This window comes from Thalassospira sp. ABD4_177 (genome assembly GCF_056160125.1).
Window position 1 is genome coordinate 686,106 of the sequence record NZ_JBSWWO010000001.1, and the last position, 20,768, is coordinate 706,873.

General features: G+C 54.9%; 22 protein-coding genes. 13 read left to right on the forward strand and 9 right to left on the reverse strand.

Going from position 1 to position 20,768, the window contains the following annotated elements:
- Positions 1 to 14: 14 nt before the first annotated feature.
- Entirely contained in the window at positions 15 to 920 is a 906-nt protein-coding gene (locus ACXAF0_RS03195; RefSeq protein ID WP_475343654.1) for a LysR family transcriptional regulator, read from the forward strand.
- Positions 921 to 1,002: 82 nt separating this feature from the next.
- On the opposite strand, the gene ACXAF0_RS03200 is transcribed toward ACXAF0_RS03195, so the two are convergent.
- The gene (locus ACXAF0_RS03200; RefSeq protein WP_475343656.1) at positions 1,003 to 1,635 is read right to left on the reverse strand and encodes a LysE family translocator; all 633 of its coding nucleotides are present in this window, start codon (positions 1,633 to 1,635) and stop codon (positions 1,003 to 1,005) included.
- Between the two features lie 10 nt (positions 1,636 to 1,645).
- Positions 1,646 to 2,362, reverse strand: a complete 717-nt coding sequence (locus ACXAF0_RS03205) for a M48 family metallopeptidase (RefSeq protein WP_475343657.1) — start codon at positions 2,360 to 2,362, stop codon at positions 1,646 to 1,648.
- A 288-nt stretch (positions 2,363 to 2,650) separates the two neighbouring features.
- Here ACXAF0_RS03205 and ACXAF0_RS03210 point away from each other — a divergent pair, with 288 nt between their 5' ends.
- Both ACXAF0_RS03210 and truA read left to right on the forward strand, forming a co-directional pair.
- Entirely contained in the window at positions 2,651 to 3,871 is a 1,221-nt protein-coding gene (locus ACXAF0_RS03210; protein ID WP_475343659.1) for an argininosuccinate synthase, read from the forward strand.
- 346 nt (positions 3,872 to 4,217) lie between these two features.
- Positions 4,218 to 4,964 (forward strand): tRNA pseudouridine(38-40) synthase TruA, encoded by a 747-nt coding sequence (gene truA / locus ACXAF0_RS03215; RefSeq protein WP_475343662.1) that lies wholly within the window; start codon positions 4,218 to 4,220, stop codon positions 4,962 to 4,964.
- Here the strand turns inward: truA and ACXAF0_RS03220 are convergent.
- Positions 4,958 to 5,416 (reverse strand): MarR family winged helix-turn-helix transcriptional regulator, encoded by a 459-nt coding sequence (locus ACXAF0_RS03220; protein ID WP_475343663.1) that lies wholly within the window; start codon positions 5,414 to 5,416, stop codon positions 4,958 to 4,960. The genes truA and ACXAF0_RS03220 overlap by 7 nt on opposite strands.
- A gap of 174 nt (positions 5,417 to 5,590) precedes the next feature.
- Between ACXAF0_RS03220 and ACXAF0_RS03225 the strand changes: the two genes are divergently transcribed.
- From ACXAF0_RS03225 to ACXAF0_RS03235, 3 genes are all read left to right on the forward strand, one after another.
- Entirely contained in the window at positions 5,591 to 5,752 is a 162-nt protein-coding gene (locus ACXAF0_RS03225) for a hypothetical protein (RefSeq protein WP_475343666.1), read from the forward strand.
- Between the two features lie 17 nt (positions 5,753 to 5,769).
- Positions 5,770 to 6,060 (forward strand): hypothetical protein, encoded by a 291-nt coding sequence (locus ACXAF0_RS03230; protein WP_475343669.1) that lies wholly within the window; start codon positions 5,770 to 5,772, stop codon positions 6,058 to 6,060.
- Between the two features lie 716 nt (positions 6,061 to 6,776).
- Entirely contained in the window at positions 6,777 to 8,480 is a 1,704-nt protein-coding gene (locus ACXAF0_RS03235) for a methyl-accepting chemotaxis protein (protein WP_475343670.1), read from the forward strand.
- 98 nt (positions 8,481 to 8,578) lie between these two features.
- Here the strand turns inward: ACXAF0_RS03235 and ACXAF0_RS03240 are convergent, their stop codons facing one another.
- From ACXAF0_RS03240 to ACXAF0_RS03250, 3 genes are all read right to left on the reverse strand, one after another.
- Positions 8,579 to 9,331: a hypothetical protein gene (locus ACXAF0_RS03240; protein WP_475343673.1), complete on the reverse strand. Its 753-nt coding sequence runs from the start codon at positions 9,329 to 9,331 to the stop codon at positions 8,579 to 8,581.
- Between the two features lie 101 nt (positions 9,332 to 9,432).
- Positions 9,433 to 10,158, reverse strand: coding sequence for an LrgB family protein (locus tag ACXAF0_RS03245; RefSeq protein WP_063085879.1), 726 nt, complete (start codon positions 10,156 to 10,158; stop codon positions 9,433 to 9,435).
- On the reverse strand, positions 10,155 to 10,523 hold the full coding sequence (locus ACXAF0_RS03250) for a CidA/LrgA family protein (RefSeq protein ID WP_475343676.1): 369 nt from the start codon (positions 10,521 to 10,523) through the stop codon (positions 10,155 to 10,157). The genes ACXAF0_RS03245 and ACXAF0_RS03250 overlap by 4 nt, the downstream gene beginning before the upstream one ends.
- 233 nt (positions 10,524 to 10,756) lie before the next feature.
- Between ACXAF0_RS03250 and ACXAF0_RS03255 the strand changes: the two genes are divergently transcribed.
- Positions 10,757 to 11,719 carry a DDE-type integrase/transposase/recombinase gene (locus ACXAF0_RS03255; protein WP_475343677.1) on the forward strand — a complete coding sequence of 321 codons (963 nt, stop codon included), beginning with the start codon at positions 10,757 to 10,759 and terminating at the stop codon, positions 11,717 to 11,719.
- Between the two features lie 5 nt (positions 11,720 to 11,724).
- Here the strand turns inward: ACXAF0_RS03255 and arsC are convergent, their stop codons facing one another.
- Positions 11,725 to 12,060: an arsenate reductase (glutaredoxin) gene (gene arsC / locus ACXAF0_RS03260; RefSeq protein WP_064788124.1), complete on the reverse strand. Its 336-nt coding sequence runs from the start codon at positions 12,058 to 12,060 to the stop codon at positions 11,725 to 11,727.
- A 58-nt stretch (positions 12,061 to 12,118) separates the two neighbouring features.
- Entirely contained in the window at positions 12,119 to 12,835 is a 717-nt protein-coding gene (locus tag ACXAF0_RS03265) for a regulatory protein RecX (protein WP_475343679.1), read from the reverse strand.
- 85 nt (positions 12,836 to 12,920) lie between these two features.
- On the opposite strand from ACXAF0_RS03265, the gene ACXAF0_RS03270 reads away from it, so the two are divergent.
- The 6 genes from ACXAF0_RS03270 to ACXAF0_RS03295 all read left to right on the forward strand — a co-directional run bounded on the left by ACXAF0_RS03270 (position 12,921) and on the right by ACXAF0_RS03295 (position 19,434).
- On the forward strand, positions 12,921 to 13,730 hold the full coding sequence (locus ACXAF0_RS03270) for an ABC transporter permease (RefSeq protein ID WP_475343682.1): 810 nt from the start codon (positions 12,921 to 12,923) through the stop codon (positions 13,728 to 13,730).
- Between the two features lie 232 nt (positions 13,731 to 13,962).
- Positions 13,963 to 15,120: an acetylornithine transaminase gene (locus ACXAF0_RS03275; protein ID WP_475346216.1), complete on the forward strand. Its 1,158-nt coding sequence runs from the start codon at positions 13,963 to 13,965 to the stop codon at positions 15,118 to 15,120.
- Between the two features lie 22 nt (positions 15,121 to 15,142).
- Positions 15,143 to 16,060, forward strand: coding sequence for an ornithine carbamoyltransferase (gene argF, locus ACXAF0_RS03280; protein ID WP_475346217.1), 918 nt, complete (start codon positions 15,143 to 15,145; stop codon positions 16,058 to 16,060).
- Between the two features lie 138 nt (positions 16,061 to 16,198).
- Entirely contained in the window at positions 16,199 to 17,170 is a 972-nt protein-coding gene (hslO, locus tag ACXAF0_RS03285) for an Hsp33 family molecular chaperone HslO (protein WP_475343684.1), read from the forward strand.
- A gap of 410 nt (positions 17,171 to 17,580) precedes the next feature.
- Complete coding sequence (locus ACXAF0_RS03290; RefSeq protein ID WP_475343687.1) at positions 17,581 to 18,177, forward strand: hypothetical protein; 597 nt, start codon at positions 17,581 to 17,583, stop codon at positions 18,175 to 18,177.
- 132 nt (positions 18,178 to 18,309) lie between these two features.
- On the forward strand, positions 18,310 to 19,434 hold the full coding sequence (locus ACXAF0_RS03295; RefSeq protein WP_475343689.1) for a helix-turn-helix domain-containing protein: 1,125 nt from the start codon (positions 18,310 to 18,312) through the stop codon (positions 19,432 to 19,434).
- Here ACXAF0_RS03295 and ACXAF0_RS03300 read toward each other — a convergent pair.
- Complete coding sequence (locus ACXAF0_RS03300; protein ID WP_475343691.1) at positions 19,394 to 20,449, reverse strand: alpha/beta hydrolase family protein; 1,056 nt, start codon at positions 20,447 to 20,449, stop codon at positions 19,394 to 19,396. The two genes, ACXAF0_RS03295 and ACXAF0_RS03300, sit on opposite strands and share 41 nt — an antisense overlap.
- Positions 20,450 to 20,768 lie beyond the last annotated feature (319 nt).

A 20,768-nucleotide genomic window follows, 5' to 3' on the forward strand; every position in this document is an offset into this window, starting at 1 on the left:
TTTGGGACAGCACGATGAAACTGCGCGAACTCGAAAGCTTCAATGCCTTCATGACCCACGGTTCTGTGACGGGTGCGGCGCAGGCGATGAATATCTCGCAACCGATGGTCAGCCGGTTGCTCAACAATTTTGAAAAATCTGTGGGGTTTGAACTGTTTACGCGCAAACGCAATCAGCTGACCGCGACTTCCGAGGCTCAGCAGTTCCACGCAACTGTGCTGCGATCGCTGAATGCGTTTCGAGAAGTAGAAACCCAGGCGCGTGCGATTGCCAATGATCAGCTCGGTGCCATCCGCATCGCCGCCCAGCCGATCTATGTCGACACCTATCTTCTTGATGTTGTGGCAAAGTTCAAACAGGCCCACCCCAACGTTTCGATCAGTATTACCGATACGGGTCTTGAAGGTATGCTCGACATGATTTCGACCCGCCAGTGCGATCTTGGCATCGGCATTACCCTTGATCTGCAGGACCCGGATGTTCTGATCACGCCACTCGCGCAATCACGCGCGGTTTGTCTGATGCCGGTCGATCACCGGCTGGCAAAGTTTGAAACCATCGATATCGATTTGCTGCGTGGCGAGGACTTTGTCGAATTGTCCATCGGGTCGCCCTTGCGCACCAAGATCGACTATATTTTCCAGATTGCCGGCTGGCCGCGCAAAATCGCGGTCGAAGCCCGCACGATCCGCACGATCTCGCGTCTTGTCGAACGCAATGTCGGCATTTCGGTCAGTGATCCGTTCGCAGCCCTTCTGGTCGACACCGACAAGGTGGTTGCCCGCACGCTCACGCCCACCATCGAATGGGATGTCGCGCTGTTTACGTCCTCACGCGAACTGAGTGCGGTGGAAAAAAGCTTCCTCGCATTCCTGCGCGCCGAATTGCCAAATCTGCGTGCCAGCGGCTGTATTGTATGAGGATTTGATTCGGCCGGTTTTGCCGCGATGGGCGGAAATCAGCGATTATTCACTGGATTTGAATAATGGCCGTCATTGTTCATTATTTCCGGTCAAAGGCCAGCTTGGCTGCAAGCCCCAAAAAGATGCAGCCTGTGGCGATCTGAAAGGCGCGGGTAATCTTGGCTGAACGCGACAGAACCTGCCCGATTTTCCCGGCAAAACTGCCAACCAGACAATTAATGATCGTCCCGCCAATATTCAAAATCAGCCCGAAAATCAGAAACTGCACCAAAACCGACCCGCGCGCCGCATCGACAAACTGCGGAATAAACGCCAGCACAAAGACAATGATCTTGGGATTAAGCAAGTTCACCACAATCCCGTCCCGCCATGCTGTGAGTGCGCTGGAACGCTGGGTTTGTGCGGGTTTCAGGTGTCGGTCGTGACTGCGAAATGCCCCGATCGCCAACCACACCAGATAGGCAATTCCGGCCCAGCGCAACACATCAAGTGCGACTGGATGGGCCGCAACAAGGGCCGCCAAACCAAGCCCGGCCAAGGCTGTGTGGATCAGCGCCCCGGTGGCAATCCCGAAGCTCGCCGCATTGCCGGCGGCGGAGCCCGATTTGATGCCCTGACCCAGACAAAACAGCATGTCATTGCCCGGCGTCATGTTCAACGCCAGGGCCGCCGGGATAAAAATCGCCAGGGTTTCCAAGGGGATCAGCATCATTCGCGGGGCCTCAGCTTCCGGTACCAAAGCGATGCAGGGCCGGTCCATGTTTCTTCAACCAGTGCTGCTGCTTTTTCGAGGGGCCATAAAGATCGTCAACCACGGCCCAGAAGCGCGCAGAGTGGTTAAGTTCCTGCAAATGCGCCACTTCATGTGCCACGACATAATCCAGCACATCTTCCGGGGCCAGCACCAGTCGCCAGCTAAATGACAGATTGCCAGATGACGAGCAGCTTCCCCAGCGCGTACGGGTGTCTTTGAGCGAGATGCGATTGACCTTTTTATTGATCAAATCGGCATAGGCATGCGCACGTGGCGCGATTTCAAGCTTGGCCTGCTTTTTGAGGAAATCCGTCACCCGGCGGTTGGTATGTTCGGGCTGGCCTGATACCCAGATGACTCCGGCTTCGACCCAGACTCCGCGCTTGGCATCGGGCACGGCGCGAATGGCGTGATCGTGGCCCAGAAACGGAATCCACGCACCCGGGGCAAATTGCACCCGTTCGGGCAGGCGTTGCATATGGGCGGTGACCCAGTCGCCATGCTGATGGAGCATCGAAATCGCCATCTTGCGCGACACCCCGCTGGGCACGACGATTTCAACGCCATCAAACGTCGGATCGATGCGCAGTTTGAGTCGCGTCGCGCGCGCACTGGGCCTCAAACGGACCGGCAACGGGCCGATTTTGGGCAGATCGATCTCGGTTTCTTCGGTATTCTTGAGCATTCGGCGCGGATTTTTCCAAAAGCTTGGCAAAAAGTGCGATCTTTTTGTGCCTTTTTGGAGCCAAGCCCATCTTGGGTCTTGCCCCTTAGTAGTGTTTTCCTATACTCCGCGCTCAAGGTCTAGGGCTCTTTATATAAAATCTGCGGGCTTTATATAAAGAGCCGACGGAGCCGTCTTCAGGGCGATCCGGGGCCTGACGCAATCAATGGATTGCGTCTGTGGCAGGGGCAGGAACCAACCATGTTTGGCTGCCCCTGAAGTGTAGTGAAAAAGAAAGGCGTCACTCCAATGAGCGATCAGGTCAAAAAGGTCGTCCTTGCCTATTCAGGCGGTCTGGATACCTCCATCATCCTGAAATGGCTTCGTGAACAGTATAACTGCGAAGTCGTGACCTTCACCGCCGACCTCGGCCAGGGCGAAGAGCTTGAGCCGGCCCGCAAAAAGGCAGAGATGTTCGGCGTCAAACAGATCTTTATCGAAGATCTGCGTGAAGAATTTGTCCGCGACTATGTCTTCCCGATGTTCCGCGCCAATGCGCTGTATGAAGGTGTCTACCTGCTCGGCACCTCGATCGCGCGTCCGCTGATCGCCAAGCGCCAGATCGAGATTGCCAAGGAAGTCGGTGCCGATGCGGTGTCCCACGGTGCGACCGGCAAGGGCAACGACCAGGTCCGTTTCGAGCTCGGCTATTATGGCCTGAAGCCGGATGTAAAGGTCATCGCGCCGTGGCGTGAATGGGATCTCAATTCGCGTACGGCTCTCCTGGACTTTGCCCAGAAGCACCAGATTCCGATTTCGGCTGACAAGGCCGGTGGCGATGAGCCGCCCTATTCGACCGATGCCAACCTTCTGCACATTTCCTATGAAGGCAAGGCGCTGGAAGACCCGTGGGTCAAGCCGGACGAAAACATGTTTGTCCGTACCGTCTCTCCGCAGAATGCACCCGATGAAATCACCACCATCGATATCGAATTCGAAAAAGGTGACCCGGTTGCAATCAACGGCGAACGCATGAGCCCGGCCACCTTGCTGACCAAGCTCAATGAGCTGGCCGGCAAGAACGGTATCGGTCGTCTGGATCTGGTTGAAAACCGCTATGTCGGCATGAAGTCGCGCGGCGTTTATGAAACCCCGGGCGGGACCATCTTGCTCACTGCGCACCGTGCGATGGAAAGCATCACGCTTGACCGTAACGCCGGTCATCTCAAGGATGAGCTGATGCCGCGCTATGCCGAGATGATCTATAACGGTTACTGGTGGTCGCCGGAACGTCAGGCCCTGCAGCGCCTGATCGACGACACCCAGCGTTCGGTCAACGGTACGGTGCGCCTTGATCTTTACAAGGGCAATGTCACGGTGACCGGCCGTAAATCGCCGAACTCGATCTATTCGGAAGAACACGTCACGTTCGAAGCCGACACGGTATATGACCAGCATGACGCCGAAGGCTTTATCAAGCTGAACGCGCTGCGTCTGCGTCTTGGCTATGGCAATGACGATCTGAAATAATCACGCAATTTTTGTGTGAGGTCTGAAACGAGGGGCATCAAAGCCCCTCGTTTTCGTTTCCAAGCCCGAGTATAAAGCCGGGATCTTAACTCGTTCAGATAGTTGCACCGGCAACTTTTATGTCAGCGGAATACGAGGAAAAGCTTGAAGAGCGGGATGGTGCCCCGGTCGAGAGGTTTGACGACGTAGTGCGCTGACATAAAAGCTGTCCTTTGGATCATGCAGAATTGCACGGGCTGCTGTGTCGCGAAATCTTGCAAGATGTTAATCTTCCTGCGATTTCGCTTCTAGCATCCGCACAATTCTGAATGACCGGTACAATTATCTGAACGAGTTAAGACCCCGCATGCAACGCTATAAATGCACCGTCGAATATGATGGTCGGCCGTATCATGGCTGGCAGTACCAGGACGAAGTGATTTCGGTTCAAAAGGTCTTTGAGGCCGCGATCGAAAAGTTCGTCGGGACATTTGTGCGCGTCTATGTTTCGGGCCGGACCGATGCCGGGGTGCATGCGTTGGGGCAGGTGGTGCATTTCGATCTGCCGAAATACTACCCGGGCGAAGCGGTGATGAACGCGATCAACCATCACCTCAAACCCGAACCGGTGGCGATCAAGGTTTGCGAAGAGGTCACTGAGGACTTCCACGCAAGGTTTTCGTCAAAGAAGCGCTACTACATGTATCGCATCATCAATCGCCGCGCACCGCTGACCTTTGAGGCCGGATTGGCGTGGGGGATCTACAAGCCCCTTGATGTCGATGCGATGAACGAAGCGGCCCAACACCTGATCGGGACGTTTGATTTTACCACCTTCCGGGCCACCGAATGCCAGGCCAAAAGCCCGATCAAGACGCTTGAAAAGCTTGAAGTCACGCGCAGTATTGAAAACCCGCTGGAAATTCGGGTTCATACCGAAAGCCGGTCTTTCCTGCATCATCAGGTGCGCAATATGGTTGGCACCCTTGTTCTGGTCGGAAAGGGCAATTGGAAGCCGATTGACGTCAAGCATGCGCTTGAGGCTTGCGACCGTGCCGCGGGCGGCCCAACCGCCCCGGCCGATGGGCTTTATTTCGTCAAGGTCGATTACTGATCATCAGGCTTGGGCGTATCCTCGGCCGTGGCAAGAGATGCCGTGACCTTGCCCAGCGCATCAAGAAACACCCGTTGTTCCAGACTGTTTAATCCCGAAAGGGCGGTTTCGTTGACCTGATCGACGATGGTCTGAATATCCTTGGCATTTTCGCGCGCGTCATCGCTAAGCCGGATATGGGTGATACGGCGATCCTCGGCATCCTTTTCGCGCATGATCAGTCCGTCGCGGTCCATGCGGTTTAGTGTTGCCGCCATGGTGGGCTGTTCGATCCCGGCATCGCGGGCCAGCTGTTTTTGCGTGCGGGTACTGCCATCGGCCAGAGCAAAGAACACCGGCAGATAGCCGCTGCTAATCCCCAGCGGTTTGAGTTTCTGGTCAATGGCGCGGGCAAACAGGCGTGCGGCCCAGTTGGTCATGTATTCGGCAGATTGGTGGCGGTTTGGCGGCATAACAGCTTCTCGCATTCATAAATATATAGCTTGCTATATAATACATAGTATGCTATTTAATATCCTACCTTACGCAATGAGCCGACCGGTCGCGAGTGTTTTCTGTGGTCGGTTCATGGCAGGAAACGATTGTGGCGCCACATCGTGATCTTCCCCCTTACATGAGAGATTTCGATGTCCACTTCCTATCGTTCCGTGCTGCCCTACCTGCATCGTGTTGCCGGGGTGGCGGCCCTTGGTTTTATCGCCACTTTCTGGCTGGCGACGGTTATTGTCGAACTGCGCGGAGACACCAGCGAGATCACGTTGGTGAAGCCGCGATTGCCTGGGGTTTGATCGGGTTGATCCCGGTATTGATCACCACAGGCGGGTCGGGCTTTGCCCTGTCAGGGGGAAACCCCAAAGGGATTTTAAAAACCAAATTGCGTCGCATGCAGATGATTGCGGCCAATGGTGTCCTGATTCTGGCGCCATCGGCGATTACGCTGGCACTTTTGGCCCAACAGGGCCGCTTTGACAGTATCTTTGTCGCGGTACAGGGGATCGAGCTTCTGGCCGGGGCCATCAATATCTATCTGATTGGTCTGAATATCCATGACGGGATGCGTTTGCGCGGTGAACGTCCCAAAACACTGCGGGTCTAAGCCCCATTTTCCATGACACCCTTGTCCAAATCCGCCGCGAAGGCAATTCCGCCTAGCGGGTTTGGTTTTACCGGGTCCGGTTTATGGATAGGGAAAATGGCGTCTTCGATGAAGAAGATCGAATTCAACATTCAACGCAAAATTTTTCGCGTTTTTTCAAAACCAATCCCCATATCTGACTCGAGCTCAAAGAGAACTATACGTGTCAGACGATATGTATAGTCCCTAAAAGCATGAAATATCGGGGCTATCTTATCTGCGACGACTAACTTCTAGGGTCAGGACCTATTAATTTGGTTTGAATGGTTAAACAGATTTGTGCGGATACGCGGAGTAAAACTGCAGGAAGATATTTATCTTTCAAAGTTTTACGACAAAGTAGCCCGTGCAAATCCGATTAATCCGGAGGACAGACGTTATATTTGCAAACTCCAGCGTCAAATCCCTTGTCCGGGATGCCGACCCGACCGGCGGGCTTTTCCTTGGATTTCGCAAATATAACGTCTGCCATTCAAATCAAATTAATAGGTCCTGACCCTAGATATAAGTCGCGGCGTATATGATCAAAAGTTTAGTTGTATACGAAAGTTTAATTTATGATATTTAATACAATATAAAACAGATTCATCCGGACACTTAAGATCCGGTTTTAATGCACAAATTCCATGACGCGCGCCGACCACCTTTCGGGTCGTCAAACTGAAGTGAGAGTGAGTATGTCGAAAAGTCTGATTTTGAAGGTGGCTTTGGCTGCCGTTGCCATTCTGATTGGCGGCATTGTGTTGCTGGGCTTGCTGATCATGATGCGCATTGATGAGAAGGTTGCAAGCGACAGTCTGGAATCCCAAAAGCTTAACATGCGTGTGGCTTCCACGATTTTGCGCGACCATTACCCTGATTTCTCGATGCAGATCAGTAAAGACGGTGAGACCACCAACCTGGTGATCCCGGAAATTCCGGATTTGTCATCGCACGAATTGATTGACCAGATCGGGACCACCACCGGCCAGACGGCAACCGTGTTTGCCTTTGTTCCGGCCGAGCAGGATTTCGTACGTGTATCGACCAACATCATCAAGCCGGATGGCAAACGTGCCGTTGGTACGATGTTGGGCAAGGGCAGTGCTGCCTATGAGCCGATCATGTCGGGCAACACATTCCGGGGCGAAGCACTTATTCTAGGCACGGAATATGTGACGCAATACTCGCCGATCACATCACCGTCGGGCGATACGTTGGGTATCCTGTATGTCGGCATCGAAAAGGCCCAGGTTGCCGCGGTCGCCAGCGAGATTCAGGCCCGTATTGCGATTGTCGGTGTGATCGTTGCTGTCGCTTCTGCCGTATTCCTGTTCCTGTTGCTGCGCTGGCAGTTGGGGCCGCTTCGAGATCTGGGGCAGACCATTTCGCGCTTTGTCGAACGCGATTTCTCGGAGGAAGTTTCCTATACCGAGCGCAAGGATGAAATTGGCTTGATTGCCAATGGTCTTTTGCGCTGGCGTGAGACGGCGGAGAAAATCGAGGAAGCGGAGACTGCCCGCCTTGAGGCTGAAAAGCGTGTACAAAAGGAACAGATTGATCAGCGCAACCGATTGGCCCAGGAACTTGAACAGTCTATCGGCCAGATCGTGGCTTCTGTGCGCCAGGCTTCAAGTGGCATGCAGCAGTCAACCGAACTGATGCGTGAATCTGCGGATCATACTGTTCGCCAAAGCCACAAAGTGTCGGAAGCGGCCAACGATTCGGCACGCAACGTTCAGACCGTGGCTTCGGCAACCGAAGAACTTTCGGCATCGATCAGCGAGATTGGTGGTCAGGTTCAGGAATCGACAAGTATTGCCGAAACAGCTGTGGGTGAAGCATCGCGGGCCAACGAAATGGTCGGCGGTCTGGCCGAAGCCGCCGAGCGCATTGGTGAGGTTGTCAGCCTGATTAATGACATTGCCGCCCAGACCAACCTGCTGGCACTGAATGCGACGATTGAGGCGGCCCGTGCCGGTGAAGCCGGCAAGGGCTTTGCGGTTGTTGCGCAGGAAGTCAAAAACCTTGCCAACCAGACGGCCAAGGCGACTGACGAGATTGCCCAGCAGATCGGGGCGATCCAGGATGAAACCAAGTTGACGGTTGAAGCGATCGAAAAGGTTACCCAGACCATTTCATCGATCAACGAGATTGCAACCAGCATTTCATCCGCTGTCAGCCAGCAGAACGCGGCTGTTAACGAGATTGCCAACAGTGCGACGAGTGCTTCGCAAGGCTCGATCGACGTGGTTTCAAACATCAATGAGATCAACGAAGCGGCAAACAGCAGCGGCGAAGCCGCAGGCGAACTTGATGAAACGGTCGGGGCGTTGGTCAACCAGGTCGACAGCCTGCAAAAAACCGTCTCGGACTTCCTGGCGCAATTGCGCGCAGGCTGATCAGACAGGTGCCGTGACGCAGTGACTGTCGCGGGATTTATCTAAAAAAGGGTGGGACATGTCCCACCCTTTTTGTTTGATATCCTGATCCGTAGCCATCAAGCATAACCAAAAAATCTAAACAATTCGGCTTCATCAGGAAGTTCGACCTTGGCAATGTCGGGGAACTCCTGACGCCAGGTTTCCTTGGTGTAATAATTGCGGTAGTAGGCCGAATCCTTACCGGCCTCCTTTGTTGATTTGGTCAGTTCCTGAAATTTCTTGGTCGGATTGGTAAGGTGTGGGCGTAAGCGTTCAAAAACACCTTCTTGATCGGTGACGAAGTCCTCAAACTTGATGATCGAATACCCGGTGCCTCTTGCATCGAGTTTGGTCATCAGATCACGGTATGAGCGAAGTTTTTCGACATAAAGATCAAGTGGCTTGAAGGTTTTGCCCTTGAGATTATCGCGGATCACCGTTTCCCAGTTCATTTCCGAAAAAGCGATCAGATTATCCGGCTTCGGGCTGAGAATGTGATAGGGCTTTTGAAACAGACCGATCAGCCATGACAGTGGATGGCGCGTTGTGAACACGAAATGGACATCATCGGTTATGGTGTTTGTATCAAAGTAGGTTGCGGCGTGTTTCCACTGCTGCAGTATCGGACGACCCTTGAATGTCGCGTCGATGAGCTGTTCGGATCCCTTTTTTGAAATGCCAAGCTTCATCATCATCGCGAGGTTTTTGCGCGCGTCCGGAGAAATCTCTGCCAGAACGCTTGGATAAACGATAGAGCCGGAATTACCGCGAATGACCGAAATCAAGGCGTTCGTACCGGTATTGCGTTCGCCAAACACCTTGATGTTCATGTCAGTTTCCTTGCGTCATATATTTCTTCGTTGCGGCTCTTCGATATTGCCACCCTGTTAGCATTCCGTTTTTAAGGTGGCATTTCAAGGTTGATGGTGAGTTACCCGAATATCCAGTGCCACAGGAACGGAATGGTGAGCGCGGTGGCCAGTGTGTTCAGGCCCATGGCAAGGCCGGAAAAGGCGCCGGCGGTTTCATTGACCTGGAATGCCCGCGCGGTTCCAATGCCGTGCGATGCAACGCCCATGGCAAAGCCACGCGCACGCCAATCCTTGAGGCGGGCCATATTCATCACCATCGGGCCAAGTGTGGCGCCGACGATACCGGTGGCAATCACACAGACCGCGGTCAGGGCCGGAACCCCGCCGATATTTTCAGCAATACCCATAGCGACTGGTGTTGTGACCGATTTGGGTGCCAATGAGGCCAGCGTTTCGGGGCTCGCGCCCAGTGCCCAGGCCAGAATGACCGTGCTGGCACTGGCGACCAGGGACCCGAACAGAACGCCAAAGGCAATCACTGGCAGCGCGCGCTTAAGCGTTTCGGTCTGCCGGAATAGTGGTACGGCAAGGGCCACAGTCGCCGGACCAAGCAGGAAGTGCACGAACTGCGCGCCTTCGAAATAGGTCGCATACGGCGTGCCGGTAACTTTGAGCAACAGGGCAATCAGGGCAATGGCGATGACCACCGGGTTGCAGATCGGGTTGCGGTCGCTTTTCTGATACAGCCAGAAACCGATGGCATAGGCGACAAGGGTGATGGTGAGACCCGTGAGCGGTTTGGCTGACAGGTAAACCCAAAGCTGGGTGATATCGGTCTCGTTCATTGCCCGTCCTCCAGCGTCTCACCCGACTTCGCTTTGGGCAGCAATTTCGACATCAAAAGCGCGGTCAGCACCATCGCAAGCAGGGTGGAAACGATCAGGGCCGCGGCAATCGGCAGCCAGTCACCCTTAAGGCGATCGATCTGGGTCACAACCCCGACACCGGCCGGGACAAACAGCAAGGAAAAATGAATCAGCAGATTGTCAGCCGCATCTGTCAGCACCTTGGGCGGGTTGCGTTTGATCAGAAGCCCGACAAACAGCAACACCAGACCAATCACCGGCCCGGGTACGGGTAAATCAAACAGTTCCGAGACCACTTCGCCAAATAGCTGGCAGACAAGGATCAGGGCAAAAGCAGCAATCATCGACGACCTCCCCACAGGTACATGCATGTTTTTCTGCGCAAGACATAATACGTCTGCGGGCGTTCTACTTTTATTAATTGCGAAAAACGCCCGTGCCGGGAGGGCACAGGCGTTTGAGAACGTTAGTTTTCAGCGCTGTTTGGGTGCCCGCCTGCGTGTTTTATTTCGGATGATTGGTTGTATGGTGATGGCGTAGTGAGAGGTATGACTTATCTCAAGGAGCGGGCTGTATCATGGACTTAAAGCTGCATGCTAATGCCACCACAACACCGCGGACACGAGCCTATATTCAAGCAAGCAGTGCTTCCATTGCTGAGCTGGCCCTGGAACTTGGCGTAAGCGAGACCACCGTCCGGCGATGGAAAGGACGTGCCGATGTTCATGACCTCTCGCATCGGCCAAAGCGCATCCAGACACACTTCACCGCCTGCGAGGAAGAAATCGCTGTTGAATTACGGTCCCTGATAGGCCTCTCCATCGACGATATTCTGGAGGTCATGCGTCGCTGTGTGCGGGCCGATATCTCACGTTCGTCTCTGCATCGCTGCCTTAAGCGCCATGGTATCTCTGGCAAGCCTGCTGTCCCTAAACAGGCTTCTCAGATTTTCGAGCCTGTGGCATTCGGCTATGTTCATGTCGACCTCAAGCATCTCACCCGGATCGGCGGAAAAACAGCCTACGTTTTTGTTGCCATCGAGAGGGTGACAAGTTTTGTTCATGTAGAGATCGTTCAGAAACGAAATGCTGAAACCATTGCTGTCTGCTTCGAGCATTTTCTGGAAGCCTTTAGCTATCCTGTTCACACCGTATTGACCGATAACGGTTCGGAATTCACCGACAGGTTTGGTGGTGCCTACTGGACAACCCGCACCAAAGGAACCGGGCAGCATGCTTTCGACAAAGTCTGTGCCGCACACGGCATCAAGCACAAGCTGACGCGGCCCTATCGACCACAAACAAATGGCAAAGTCGAGCGCTTCAACCGTCGCCTCGGCGAAGCCCTCTCAAACGCTCCTGCAAACGGAAAAAATGCAGGACGAAATCGTTTCGAAACTCACGCCGAGCGCAACGACTTTATAAAAACCTTCATCGACAATTATAACAGAACAAGATTGCGATCCCTTGGGTACAAGGCACCTCTTGAGGCACTTGCCAATCTCTCGGGACAGAACACGAAGGCGGGAACCTGTTGGTGACAGCGTTACAGAATTTCGAGCGCGTTTTCCGGCGGACGGCCGAGAACGGCTTTGTTGCCATTAACCACAATCGGGCGTTCAAGGGCGCGTGGATGGGCGCAGAGGGCTTCGATCAGCTCGTCGCCGCGCAGATCGGCGATGCCTTCTTCCTTGGCTTCTTTCTTGCGCAGGATGTCTTCGGGCTTCATGCCGAGCATATCAAGGATGCCTGAGAGCTCCTGTGGGGTCGGCGGGGTGTCGAGATAGGCGATCACATCGGGTGTGATGCCCTGTTCTTCGATCAGGGCTAGGGTCTGGCGCGATTTCGAGCAGCGCGGATTGTGGTAGATGCGGACCATCATGTTTGGGTCTCCGTATCAAAATGGATTTGTTCATTGATAGCGGTCTTTGGGGATGCAATCAAATCCCGTCAATCATCGAGAGCAGGTCTTCGAGCTCTTCGATCTCGCTATTGATGATGCGGGTGGCGGTGTCATAGCCAAAGCCCTGGCGGGCGAGAGCGGCCATATCCTTGTCGCGCTTTTCCTCGCGGATGTCGGGGCGGCGCCACGGGCCGAGGCGACGGCGACGGGCATAGGCCGCAGCGGCGGCAATGTTTGGGTCCGTGCCACGGACTTCTTCATAGGCAGCGTCTTCGGCCTCGGCTTTAAGCTCGGTCAGGGCGGCATCGATCTGATCGCTGGCGATGCCCCGCGATGACAGGTCAGCGGCAATAACGCGGAGTGCCTTGCCACGCCTCAGCAGGGAGCGCGCGCGACCCTTGGCGTAGGCATCGTCATTGATGAAGCCGGCCTTCTCGCAGGCCGACAGCACCGAATTCATCCATTCGACGGCTTCGTCCGGGTCGGTGCCGTATTCGGCGACCGAAAGGCGGATTTTGCCGCGCATGAGTTTTTCAAGCCGGGCGCGCGAGGCGGCAAAGCGTTCGAGATACCAGGTGGCGTAATTCATCAGATAGTCACGGGTGACCTTGCGCGGGCGTTTGGGTTCGCGCTTCTGGTCCTTCGACTTTTTGTCGCGCGGAGCGGAAAAACGCGCATTGCCGCCGGGCTTTTTTTCCGGCTCAGAGTCGCTGGTTTCCGGGCTTTGGCGATGATTGTTACGCATGGCTGCCATTATGAATGAATTCACACCCTTGCAAGTGTGCCCCCACTCTCCCTATTTTACGCGCAATTGTCTGCATTTTTCCGAAGGAAATTCCATGAACAAGTCAGAGCAAGCTGCTCTTGCCCCGCGTCATATGGGGGCTGTGAACTGGCTTGGGCTTTGGACACTTTATGCCAAAGAAGTCCGCCGGTTTTTAAATGTATATTTGCAAACCGTTGCAGCGCCGGTCGTGACCAGCCTGCTGTTTCTTGCTGTTTTCCTGTTGGCCCTTGGCCGTGCTGTCGAAACGGTGAACGGTATTGCGTTTGCCACCTTCCTCGCACCTGGTCTGATCATGATGACGATGGTGCAAAACGCGTTTGCCAATACATCGAGCTCGATCACGATTGCAAAGGTTCAGGGCAATATCGTTGATATCCTGATGCCGCCGCTGTCAGCCGGTGAAATGGTTGCCGGTTTTGCCTTTGGCGCGGTGACGCGCGGGTTGGTTGTCGGTCTGGTGACCGCGATCTTCATGTCATTCTTTGTGGATGTCGCGATCCATAACATCTGGGCGATCCTGTATTTCGGTGTTTCGGCATCGCTGATGCTGGCGCTTTTGGGGATTGCCGGCGGTGTCTGGGCCGAGAAGTTCGACCATATCGCGGTTGTGACCAACTTTGTTGTCACCCCGCTCTCGTTCCTGTCAGGAACGTTTTACAGTGCCGAAAGCCTGCCGGAAGCCGGTCAGGTCCTGGTGCATTTCAACCCGTTCTTCTACATGATTGACGGGTTCCGCTATGGCTTTACCGGGATTTCGGACGGCACGATCATGACTGGTGTTGTCGTTCTGGCGCTGGTTAATGCCGCGCTTTGGATGCTGTGCTATCGCATGATCAAGAGCGGGTACAAGCTCAAGGCCTAGGGCGAGTTCTGATCGCTTGGAAAACAAGGACGGTGCTTCGGAATGAAGACCGTCCTTTTTTCATTTTGATGACCTTTTGCGGATCCGCGTTCTAAGTGCTTTTTGCGACGTTGACAGGGGGTATGAATCTCTTGATACTCCTCGGCTTCCCAGCAGTCTGCTGGAACCTGACCAGATAGTCAGGAATGTGATTTTACCCGAATTGAGGAATAAGAAAGTGATTACTCCCGTCATGCCGACTTACGCGCGGGCCGATCTGGCCTTTGAGAAAGGTGAAGGACCTTATCTCTATGCGCAGGACGGCCGACGATTCCTTGATTTCGGGTCGGGTATTGCCGTGAATACGCTGGGTCATTCGCACCCGCATCTGGTGGAAAAACTGTCTGAACAGGTTGGCAAGCTTTGGCATACCTCGAACCTCTATCAGATGCCCGGTCAGGTAAAACTGGCCGAACGGCTGGTTGCCAACAGCTTTGCCGATACGGTGTTTTTCTGTAACTCCGGGGCCGAGGCCAATGAGGCGGGCATCAAGATGCTGCGTCGCTATCAGCATGTGGCGGGCAACCCGGAAAAGAACCGCATTCTGGTTGCGACCAATGCGTTTCATGGCAGAACGCTTGGCACCCTGACCGCAGGCTATAGCGAGAAATACCGCGAAGGTTTCGGTCCGATGCCAGACGGGTTTGACCGGGTGGCGTTTGGCAACCTTAATGAATTGCGCAATGCGATCACGCCCAATACCGGCGGGATCATCCTTGAGCCGATCCAGGGGGAAGGCGGCATTTGCCGTCCGCCGGAAGGATACCTTGAAGGTGTGCGCAAGGCGGCCGATGAGTTCGGCATGCTGGTCATGTTTGACGAAGTTCAGACCGGTATCGGCCGGACGGGCAAACTGTTTGCCTATGAATGGTCGGACATGGAGCCCGATATCGTATCCTCGGCCAAGGGGCTTGGCGGTGGCTTCCCGATTGGCGCACTGCTTGCCAATGAAAAGGCAGCAGCGGCGTTTTCACCGGGCATGCATGGCACGACCTTTGGCGGGAACCAGCTTGCGACCGCGGCGGCCAATGCGGTGCTTGATGAGGTTCTGCGTCCCGGTTTCATGGACCATGTTCTGGAAATGAGCCGCCTGATTATCGATGGCCTTGAGGTGATTGAACGCAAGCATCCGGGCTTTATTGAAGAAGTGCGTGGCATGGGCCTGCTGTTGGGGATGAAAACCAAGCCGGCCAATGTTGATGTTGTCGCCAAACTGCGTGAGCTGAACCTTTTGACGGTGCCCGCAGGTGACAATGTGGTGCGTCTGTTGCCGCCACTGAACATCACCAAAACCCATGTTGACGAAGCGCTGGTTGCCATTGATGCAGCCGCAGCCGCCCTTGGTAAATAAGGGCGCGTAAGGAAGACTGATGATGACTGATATTCGCCATTTCCTCGATCTCGACAAAATGTCGGCAAGCGAGCTTAAAAACATTCTGGCACTCGGCGACTCTGAAAAGGCCGGCAACGCCCCGTTTGGCGACAAGCCGCTGGCGGGCAAGACGCTGGCGCTGATTTTTGAAAAACCCTCGACCCGCACACGCGTGTCGTTCGAAGTTGGCATGCGCCAGCTTGGCGGTGATGTTGTCGTGCTTGATGCCGACAGCAGCCAGCTTGGCCGCGGGGAAACCATTGCCGATACGGCGCGCGTTCTGTCGCGCTTTGTCGATGCGATCATGATCCGGACTACTGATGAATCCAAACTGCACGAAATGGCGAAATACGCCACCGTGCCGGTGATCAATGGCCTGACCGATCAGAGCCACCCGTGCCAGATCATGGCCGACCTGATGACCATCAAGGAACATAAAGGCACGCTTGAGGGCCTTAAATTCGCATGGCTTGGCGATGGCAATAACGTGTCGGCATCGTTCATTCATGCCGCGCCGAAATTCGGCTTTGCACTGGATATGGCCTGCCCGGCGGGCTATCGCCCCAATCAGGGCCTGATTGAAAGCGCGAATGCCGAGGGCGGCCGGGTGCGCCTGACCGATATGGACAGCGCATTGGCCGATGCCGATGTGGTGGTGACCGATTGCTGGGTTTCGATGGGTGATGAAGATTACGATGCCCGCATGGCGGCCCTTTCGCCCTATCAGGTCAATGAGACGACCATGGCACAGGCCAAGGATGATGCGATCTTCATGCATTGCCTGCCAGCCCACCGGAACGAGGAAGTCACCGATGCGGTGATTGACGGGCCGCAGTCGGTGGTATTTGACGAAGCCGAAAACCGTCTGCATGCGCAGAAAGGGGTTCTGCTATACTGCTTTAACGGCTTGCCATCCTGAGGATGCGGATTAAATAAGCATCATGATTTTCGGGGCGGACAGCGATGTTCGCCCCTTTGTTTTGGCGACACGCGGCTGGACAATGGGGTTCGGCCATTGTTATACGCCCCGGAACACGTAAAAACGCGGAACCCGAAAATGCAGATCGCTGTCGATTTTTGCCAGCCCTTTACGCTGGATCATTCCAATATCCGTGGCCGCTTCACGCGCCTTGGCCCGACGGTGCAGACCATCATCGGCCAACACAATTATCCGCCGCTTGCCAACCATCTGCTTGCCGAGATCATCGGTCTTGCGGTGCTGCTCTCCTCGTCGCTGAAATATGAAGGGCTTTTTACCCTTCAGACCAGCTCGGACGGGCCGATCAGCATGCTGGTGGTTGATGTCGATAGCGATGGCAATGTGCGCGCCTGCCTGCGGGTCGATGAAGAGCGCCTGAAAACCATGATCGCCGAGGAAGAAGGCGGCGAAGAAGCATTGCGCGGGCAGGTCCTGAAACTGATGGGGCGGGGGCATATTGCCTTTACGGTCGATCAGGGTGACGAGCATGACCGGTATCAGGGCATTGTTTCGCTGGAGGGCGAGACGCTGGCCCAGTGTGCCGAAGCCTATTTCCGTCAGTCCGAGCAGCTTGAAACATCGTTCAAGATCGAAGTCCATCGCGGCGAGACGGCGGATGACTGGTGGGTTGGTGGTCTGTTCCTGCAGAAAATGCCGGTCAGCGCCTCTGGCGAAGCGGCCACCCCGGAAGAAGCCGAAAAGGTTGCCGAAGACTGGAACCGCTCCACCATTTTGATGGCGAGTGCCACGCAAAACGAGCTTGTTGATATCTCGCTTTCGGCGCATGACCTGATCTGGCGTCTGTTCCATGACGAAGAACCGCGTGTGTTTGATCTGACGCCGCTGCAGTTCAAATGCCGGTGTTCACGCGAAAAGATCGAAGGCGCGCTTGTCACCTATCCGCTGGACGAGCTTCTGTCGATGCGCGAGGCCGATACCGGCGAGGTCGGCGTATCGTGCCAGTTCTGCAATAAGCGCTATGGCTTTAACGAGGCTGATCTGCGCGCACTTAAGGCCGACGATCCCGACGCGGCATCGCCGAAGATCTAGGGTCAGGACCTATTAATTTGATTTGAATGGCAGACGTTATATTTGCGAAATCCAAGGAAAAGCCTGCCGGGCGGGTTGGTATCCCGCACAAGGGATTTGACGCTGGAGTTTGCAAATATAACGTCTGTCCTTCGGATTAATCGGATTTGCACGGGCTAATTTGTCGTAAAACCTTGAAAGATAAATATCTTCCTGCAGTTTTACTCCGCGTATCCGCGCAAATCTGTTTAACCATTCAAACCAAATTAATAGGTCCTGACCCTAGGGGTACTGCCCTGCGCGCTTTGTGCGCGTCACAGCCTTGCCTTAATCATAAAGCAACGTCACCATGCGAGGGTCTGGGACCTGACACGCCATGGTGGCGTTGTTTTTTTATGTATGTGTGTGATTGATCAAAGGAGATCGAAGACATGACGGTTATGTCCATCAAGGGCCTGCGCGCCGTTGTTGCCGGGGCGGCACTTGCGCTGATGACGGCTTGCACAAGCGGCCCGGTTGCGACCTATCCCGATGTGACATGGCGCCATCTTGATCCGATTGTCTTTGCTGCTGGTCCGATTGAAAAGGTTGCGGCCTGGTCAAACGGGGGCGAAGGATCGCTTGAATCCGCCCTGCCGTTCAATCTCGGCCGTATGGCGATGAACTGGCCCGATGACCGCATCCAGACGGCAGGTACCAGCGACATGCTGCGCTATAGCGTCACCGAAGCCTCGGTGACCTCGAACGCGCTTAAAACCACAAAGGGCATCAAGGGTGTCTTTACCGACGATCAGTCCGACAAGATCGACCTGAAGGTCGCAGCCAAGCTTGAGCTGCTGGACCCGAATGGCGTGCAGAAGGGTGAAGTCAGTGCCATGGCGGCCCGGTCGCGCACCCTTTCTGAATCGATGTCGGTGTCCGAGCGCGAACAGGCGATATATGACGAAACCACCGCGCTTTTGATGGATCTGGACCGTGAACTGGAACGCCAGATCAATAACAATCTGGGCCGGTTCCTGCTGCAATAATTGGCGAGATACCCGGGATTTAAAACCCCAAGACCGCGGTGAAGTAAGCCCCGCGGTCTTTTTTTGTTGCCTGCCAAGGCGGCACGCGGGAAAACCGTCAGGTTCACCCGTAGCAAGATTGTGCCGCGCATCATGTTTGAAATACCCCTGCCGTTTGTTGTTGCCTTGTTGCTGGCGATTTTGCTGGTGCGGTTGATCCTGCGCGGGCCTGCGGGGCCGGTCGGCCGGGGCATGCGGATCTTTATTGCGGCCAGTCTGGCGCTGGTCATTATGGTTGGATTGCGCTGGCAGTTTGATGTGTGGATCTTCCGATTCATGCGTCCTTTATTTGCCGCGATGCTGCCACCGATTGCCTGGGCATGCTTTGCGGCGCTCGGGGCGCAGGAAACCTCACGCGGCCGATGGGCATGGCTGCACGTTATTCCGGTTCTGATTATTCTTGTTGCCATTTTGACCTGGAAAAAATGGCATATACCAGTTGATTTCCTGATTGGACTGCAATTTGCCGGATATGGAATTGCACTATTGGTGCTGGCCAGCCGAGGTGAGGAGCGTTTTGCACAGGCACGACTGGGGGATGTCGGATCGGTTCGCGGCATTGTCGCCGTGGTTGGCTGTGCGCTGATTTTTTCAGGCCTGGTCGACGTATTGATCGCGCTTGATTTCAGCCTCACAAAGGGCACAAACGCCGCCGCGATTGTAAGTTACGCGCAACTGGTTGTTCTGGTGGTGCTGGCCATGCTCATGGTTCGGTTGGAGCGGTTTAGGCCAGAGAGCGTTAATATGGTTGATCCAGTGGCGAAACCTGCCCCGTCCAATAAACAGGGTGGTCATCCAGGCAACAAGGATATGGCTGATGATGATGCGATCCTTGCCGCGATTGATGACGTCATGAGAGAGCAGCATCTGTATCGCGACCCCGATCTGACGCTGGATCGGTTGGCGCGCCGTGTTGTCATACCGGCACGCCAGATTTCCGGGGCGATAAACCGTCGCTTCGGGCGCAATGTTTCGCAGATCGTCAATGAATACCGGATTGCCGAGGCGCAGTTGCTTTTGCACAGCACGGAAAAGCCGGTGACCGAGATCATGTTTGATTGCGGCTTTCAGACCAAATCAAACTTTAACCGCGAATTCGGGCGCATCACGGGAATGGGTCCACGGGCCTATCGCGCCGTGGACCCGGACCCTGATGCCGGTAAAGATTTTGGTCCAATCAGGAAGCTGTTTCTCGCTGACGTAGAAAGTCGAGAATGAGGGTGATGGTCTGCTGATGCAGCTCTGATCGATCCGCTTGGTCGTCCCCGTCAAGACAGATGATGCCATCGCCGGGAACTTCGCTTTCAAGCAGTGCTGCGGCATTTGGTTTGCATTCCGGCAGGAAGGTGAAATGCGCGGCCCCGGGCAAAACGTGGTACTGGCGATGGCTGGCTGGCAGGTAGCGGATGAGATAGCCTGATTCGAGATCCTTGGGGATCTTTGGGTTGGGTGAGCCGGCGGCAATCACCAGCAAAGGGATGTCGATGGCTGCCAGGCTTTCGGGGCTAAAGCCGCGTGCAAGGCCAATGTCAAGTGAGATGGCAGCACCGATCCGTTCATCTTTGAGGTTTGCCGCCAGCTTTTTCCGATCAGCGGTCTTGCGACCGACTTCAAGGGTGGCGATGCCGTCACAGGCGGCGAATTTCGGATTCTGTGCGCAATCTGCATCGGCCAGATCCATATCCATTCGCGCCCCGGACAATTCAAGGGCTGTCCATGCGCCCAATGAATGCCCGATGACCGTGATGTTGGTCGTGTCGAGATAAGGGGACCATGTAGGGTTGTCGGAAAGCGATGTAATCAGGTGAGAGATATCGCGCGGGCGGAGCCACAATTTTGAGCCGACTTCGGCGGTGACATCGCGGCTGGTGGTGCCGGGATGGTTGATTGCGGCAACGACATAACCGGCACGGGCAAGTGCGACAGCAAGCCATCCCTGATTGCGCCAGTTGCCACCAAAGCCGTGCGACATGACGACCAAAGGATGGCGTCCGTCCATGGTCTTGGCGTCAGGTTGGACCATCTGACCGAAAAGGATCGGGTTTTCGCCGATAGTGGTTGCCGGATTTGTGTCCGTTGTTGGGTACCAGATTGCACCGGCCAAAGCCCGGTCGTCTTGTGTTGCTGCGATCGCGATTTCGCGAAAGCCAACAGCATTGGTCGATGCATTTGACGGGATGGAAAGAACAAGAAAGGCCAAAGCGGCCATTGTGTGAAAGGTGAAACGCAACATGCCTGATCCTCCAAATCAGATGAAATGATGCGAGGAGTTTTACCGCTTGGCGAGGTTCTGGCGTCCTCGAACGCGATCTAGGACCTTTCACGCACAGAAAAAGGCCCCAGTCACCTGACCGGGCCTTATACCAAGGAGCAGAAATACTCATCAATAGAGATCGTGCAAACGAGCTATTTGCTAGGAAGAACAGTGCAGGCGATGCGGTACATCTTCAAGCTGATCTGACGCCAGCCGGTAGTTTGTTTGCGCGACCGGGACGGCACCTTATCGCGCCCTCCTGATCGCGTCGTAGCTCACTTCCGATGCTCCGCATCGC

Excerpts from the sequence above, each read along its gene's own strand:
- ACXAF0_RS03195 (WP_475343654.1), top strand. The coding sequence starts at position 15 with ATGAAACTGCGCGAACTCGAAAGCTTCAATGCCTTCATGACCCACGGT.
- ACXAF0_RS03200 (WP_475343656.1), bottom strand. The coding sequence starts at position 1,635 with ATGATGCTGATCCCCTTGGAAACCCTGGCGATTTTTATCCCGGCGGCC.
- ACXAF0_RS03205 (WP_475343657.1), bottom strand. The coding sequence starts at position 2,362 with ATGCTCAAGAATACCGAAGAAACCGAGATCGATCTGCCCAAAATCGGC.
- ACXAF0_RS03210 (WP_475343659.1), top strand. The coding sequence starts at position 2,651 with ATGAGCGATCAGGTCAAAAAGGTCGTCCTTGCCTATTCAGGCGGTCTG.
- truA (WP_475343662.1), top strand. The coding sequence starts at position 4,218 with ATGCAACGCTATAAATGCACCGTCGAATATGATGGTCGGCCGTATCAT.
- ACXAF0_RS03220 (WP_475343663.1), bottom strand. The coding sequence starts at position 5,416 with ATGCCGCCAAACCGCCACCAATCTGCCGAATACATGACCAACTGGGCC.
- ACXAF0_RS03225 (WP_475343666.1), top strand. The coding sequence starts at position 5,591 with ATGTCCACTTCCTATCGTTCCGTGCTGCCCTACCTGCATCGTGTTGCC.
- ACXAF0_RS03235 (WP_475343670.1), top strand. The coding sequence starts at position 6,777 with ATGTCGAAAAGTCTGATTTTGAAGGTGGCTTTGGCTGCCGTTGCCATT.
- ACXAF0_RS03240 (WP_475343673.1), bottom strand. The coding sequence starts at position 9,331 with ATGAACATCAAGGTGTTTGGCGAACGCAATACCGGTACGAACGCCTTG.
- ACXAF0_RS03245 (WP_063085879.1), bottom strand. The coding sequence starts at position 10,158 with ATGAACGAGACCGATATCACCCAGCTTTGGGTTTACCTGTCAGCCAAA.
- ACXAF0_RS03250 (WP_475343676.1), bottom strand. The coding sequence starts at position 10,523 with ATGATTGCTGCTTTTGCCCTGATCCTTGTCTGCCAGCTATTTGGCGAA.
- ACXAF0_RS03255 (WP_475343677.1), top strand. The coding sequence starts at position 10,757 with ATGGACTTAAAGCTGCATGCTAATGCCACCACAACACCGCGGACACGA.
- arsC (WP_064788124.1), bottom strand. The coding sequence starts at position 12,060 with ATGATGGTCCGCATCTACCACAATCCGCGCTGCTCGAAATCGCGCCAG.
- ACXAF0_RS03265 (WP_475343679.1), bottom strand. The coding sequence starts at position 12,835 with ATGGCAGCCATGCGTAACAATCATCGCCAAAGCCCGGAAACCAGCGAC.
- ACXAF0_RS03270 (WP_475343682.1), top strand. The coding sequence starts at position 12,921 with ATGAACAAGTCAGAGCAAGCTGCTCTTGCCCCGCGTCATATGGGGGCT.
- ACXAF0_RS03275 (WP_475346216.1), top strand. The coding sequence starts at position 13,963 with ATGCCGACTTACGCGCGGGCCGATCTGGCCTTTGAGAAAGGTGAAGGA.
- argF (WP_475346217.1), top strand. The coding sequence starts at position 15,143 with ATGACTGATATTCGCCATTTCCTCGATCTCGACAAAATGTCGGCAAGC.
- hslO (WP_475343684.1), top strand. The coding sequence starts at position 16,199 with ATGCAGATCGCTGTCGATTTTTGCCAGCCCTTTACGCTGGATCATTCC.
- ACXAF0_RS03290 (WP_475343687.1), top strand. The coding sequence starts at position 17,581 with ATGACGGTTATGTCCATCAAGGGCCTGCGCGCCGTTGTTGCCGGGGCG.
- ACXAF0_RS03295 (WP_475343689.1), top strand. The coding sequence starts at position 18,310 with ATGTTTGAAATACCCCTGCCGTTTGTTGTTGCCTTGTTGCTGGCGATT.
- ACXAF0_RS03300 (WP_475343691.1), bottom strand. The coding sequence starts at position 20,449 with ATGTTGCGTTTCACCTTTCACACAATGGCCGCTTTGGCCTTTCTTGTT.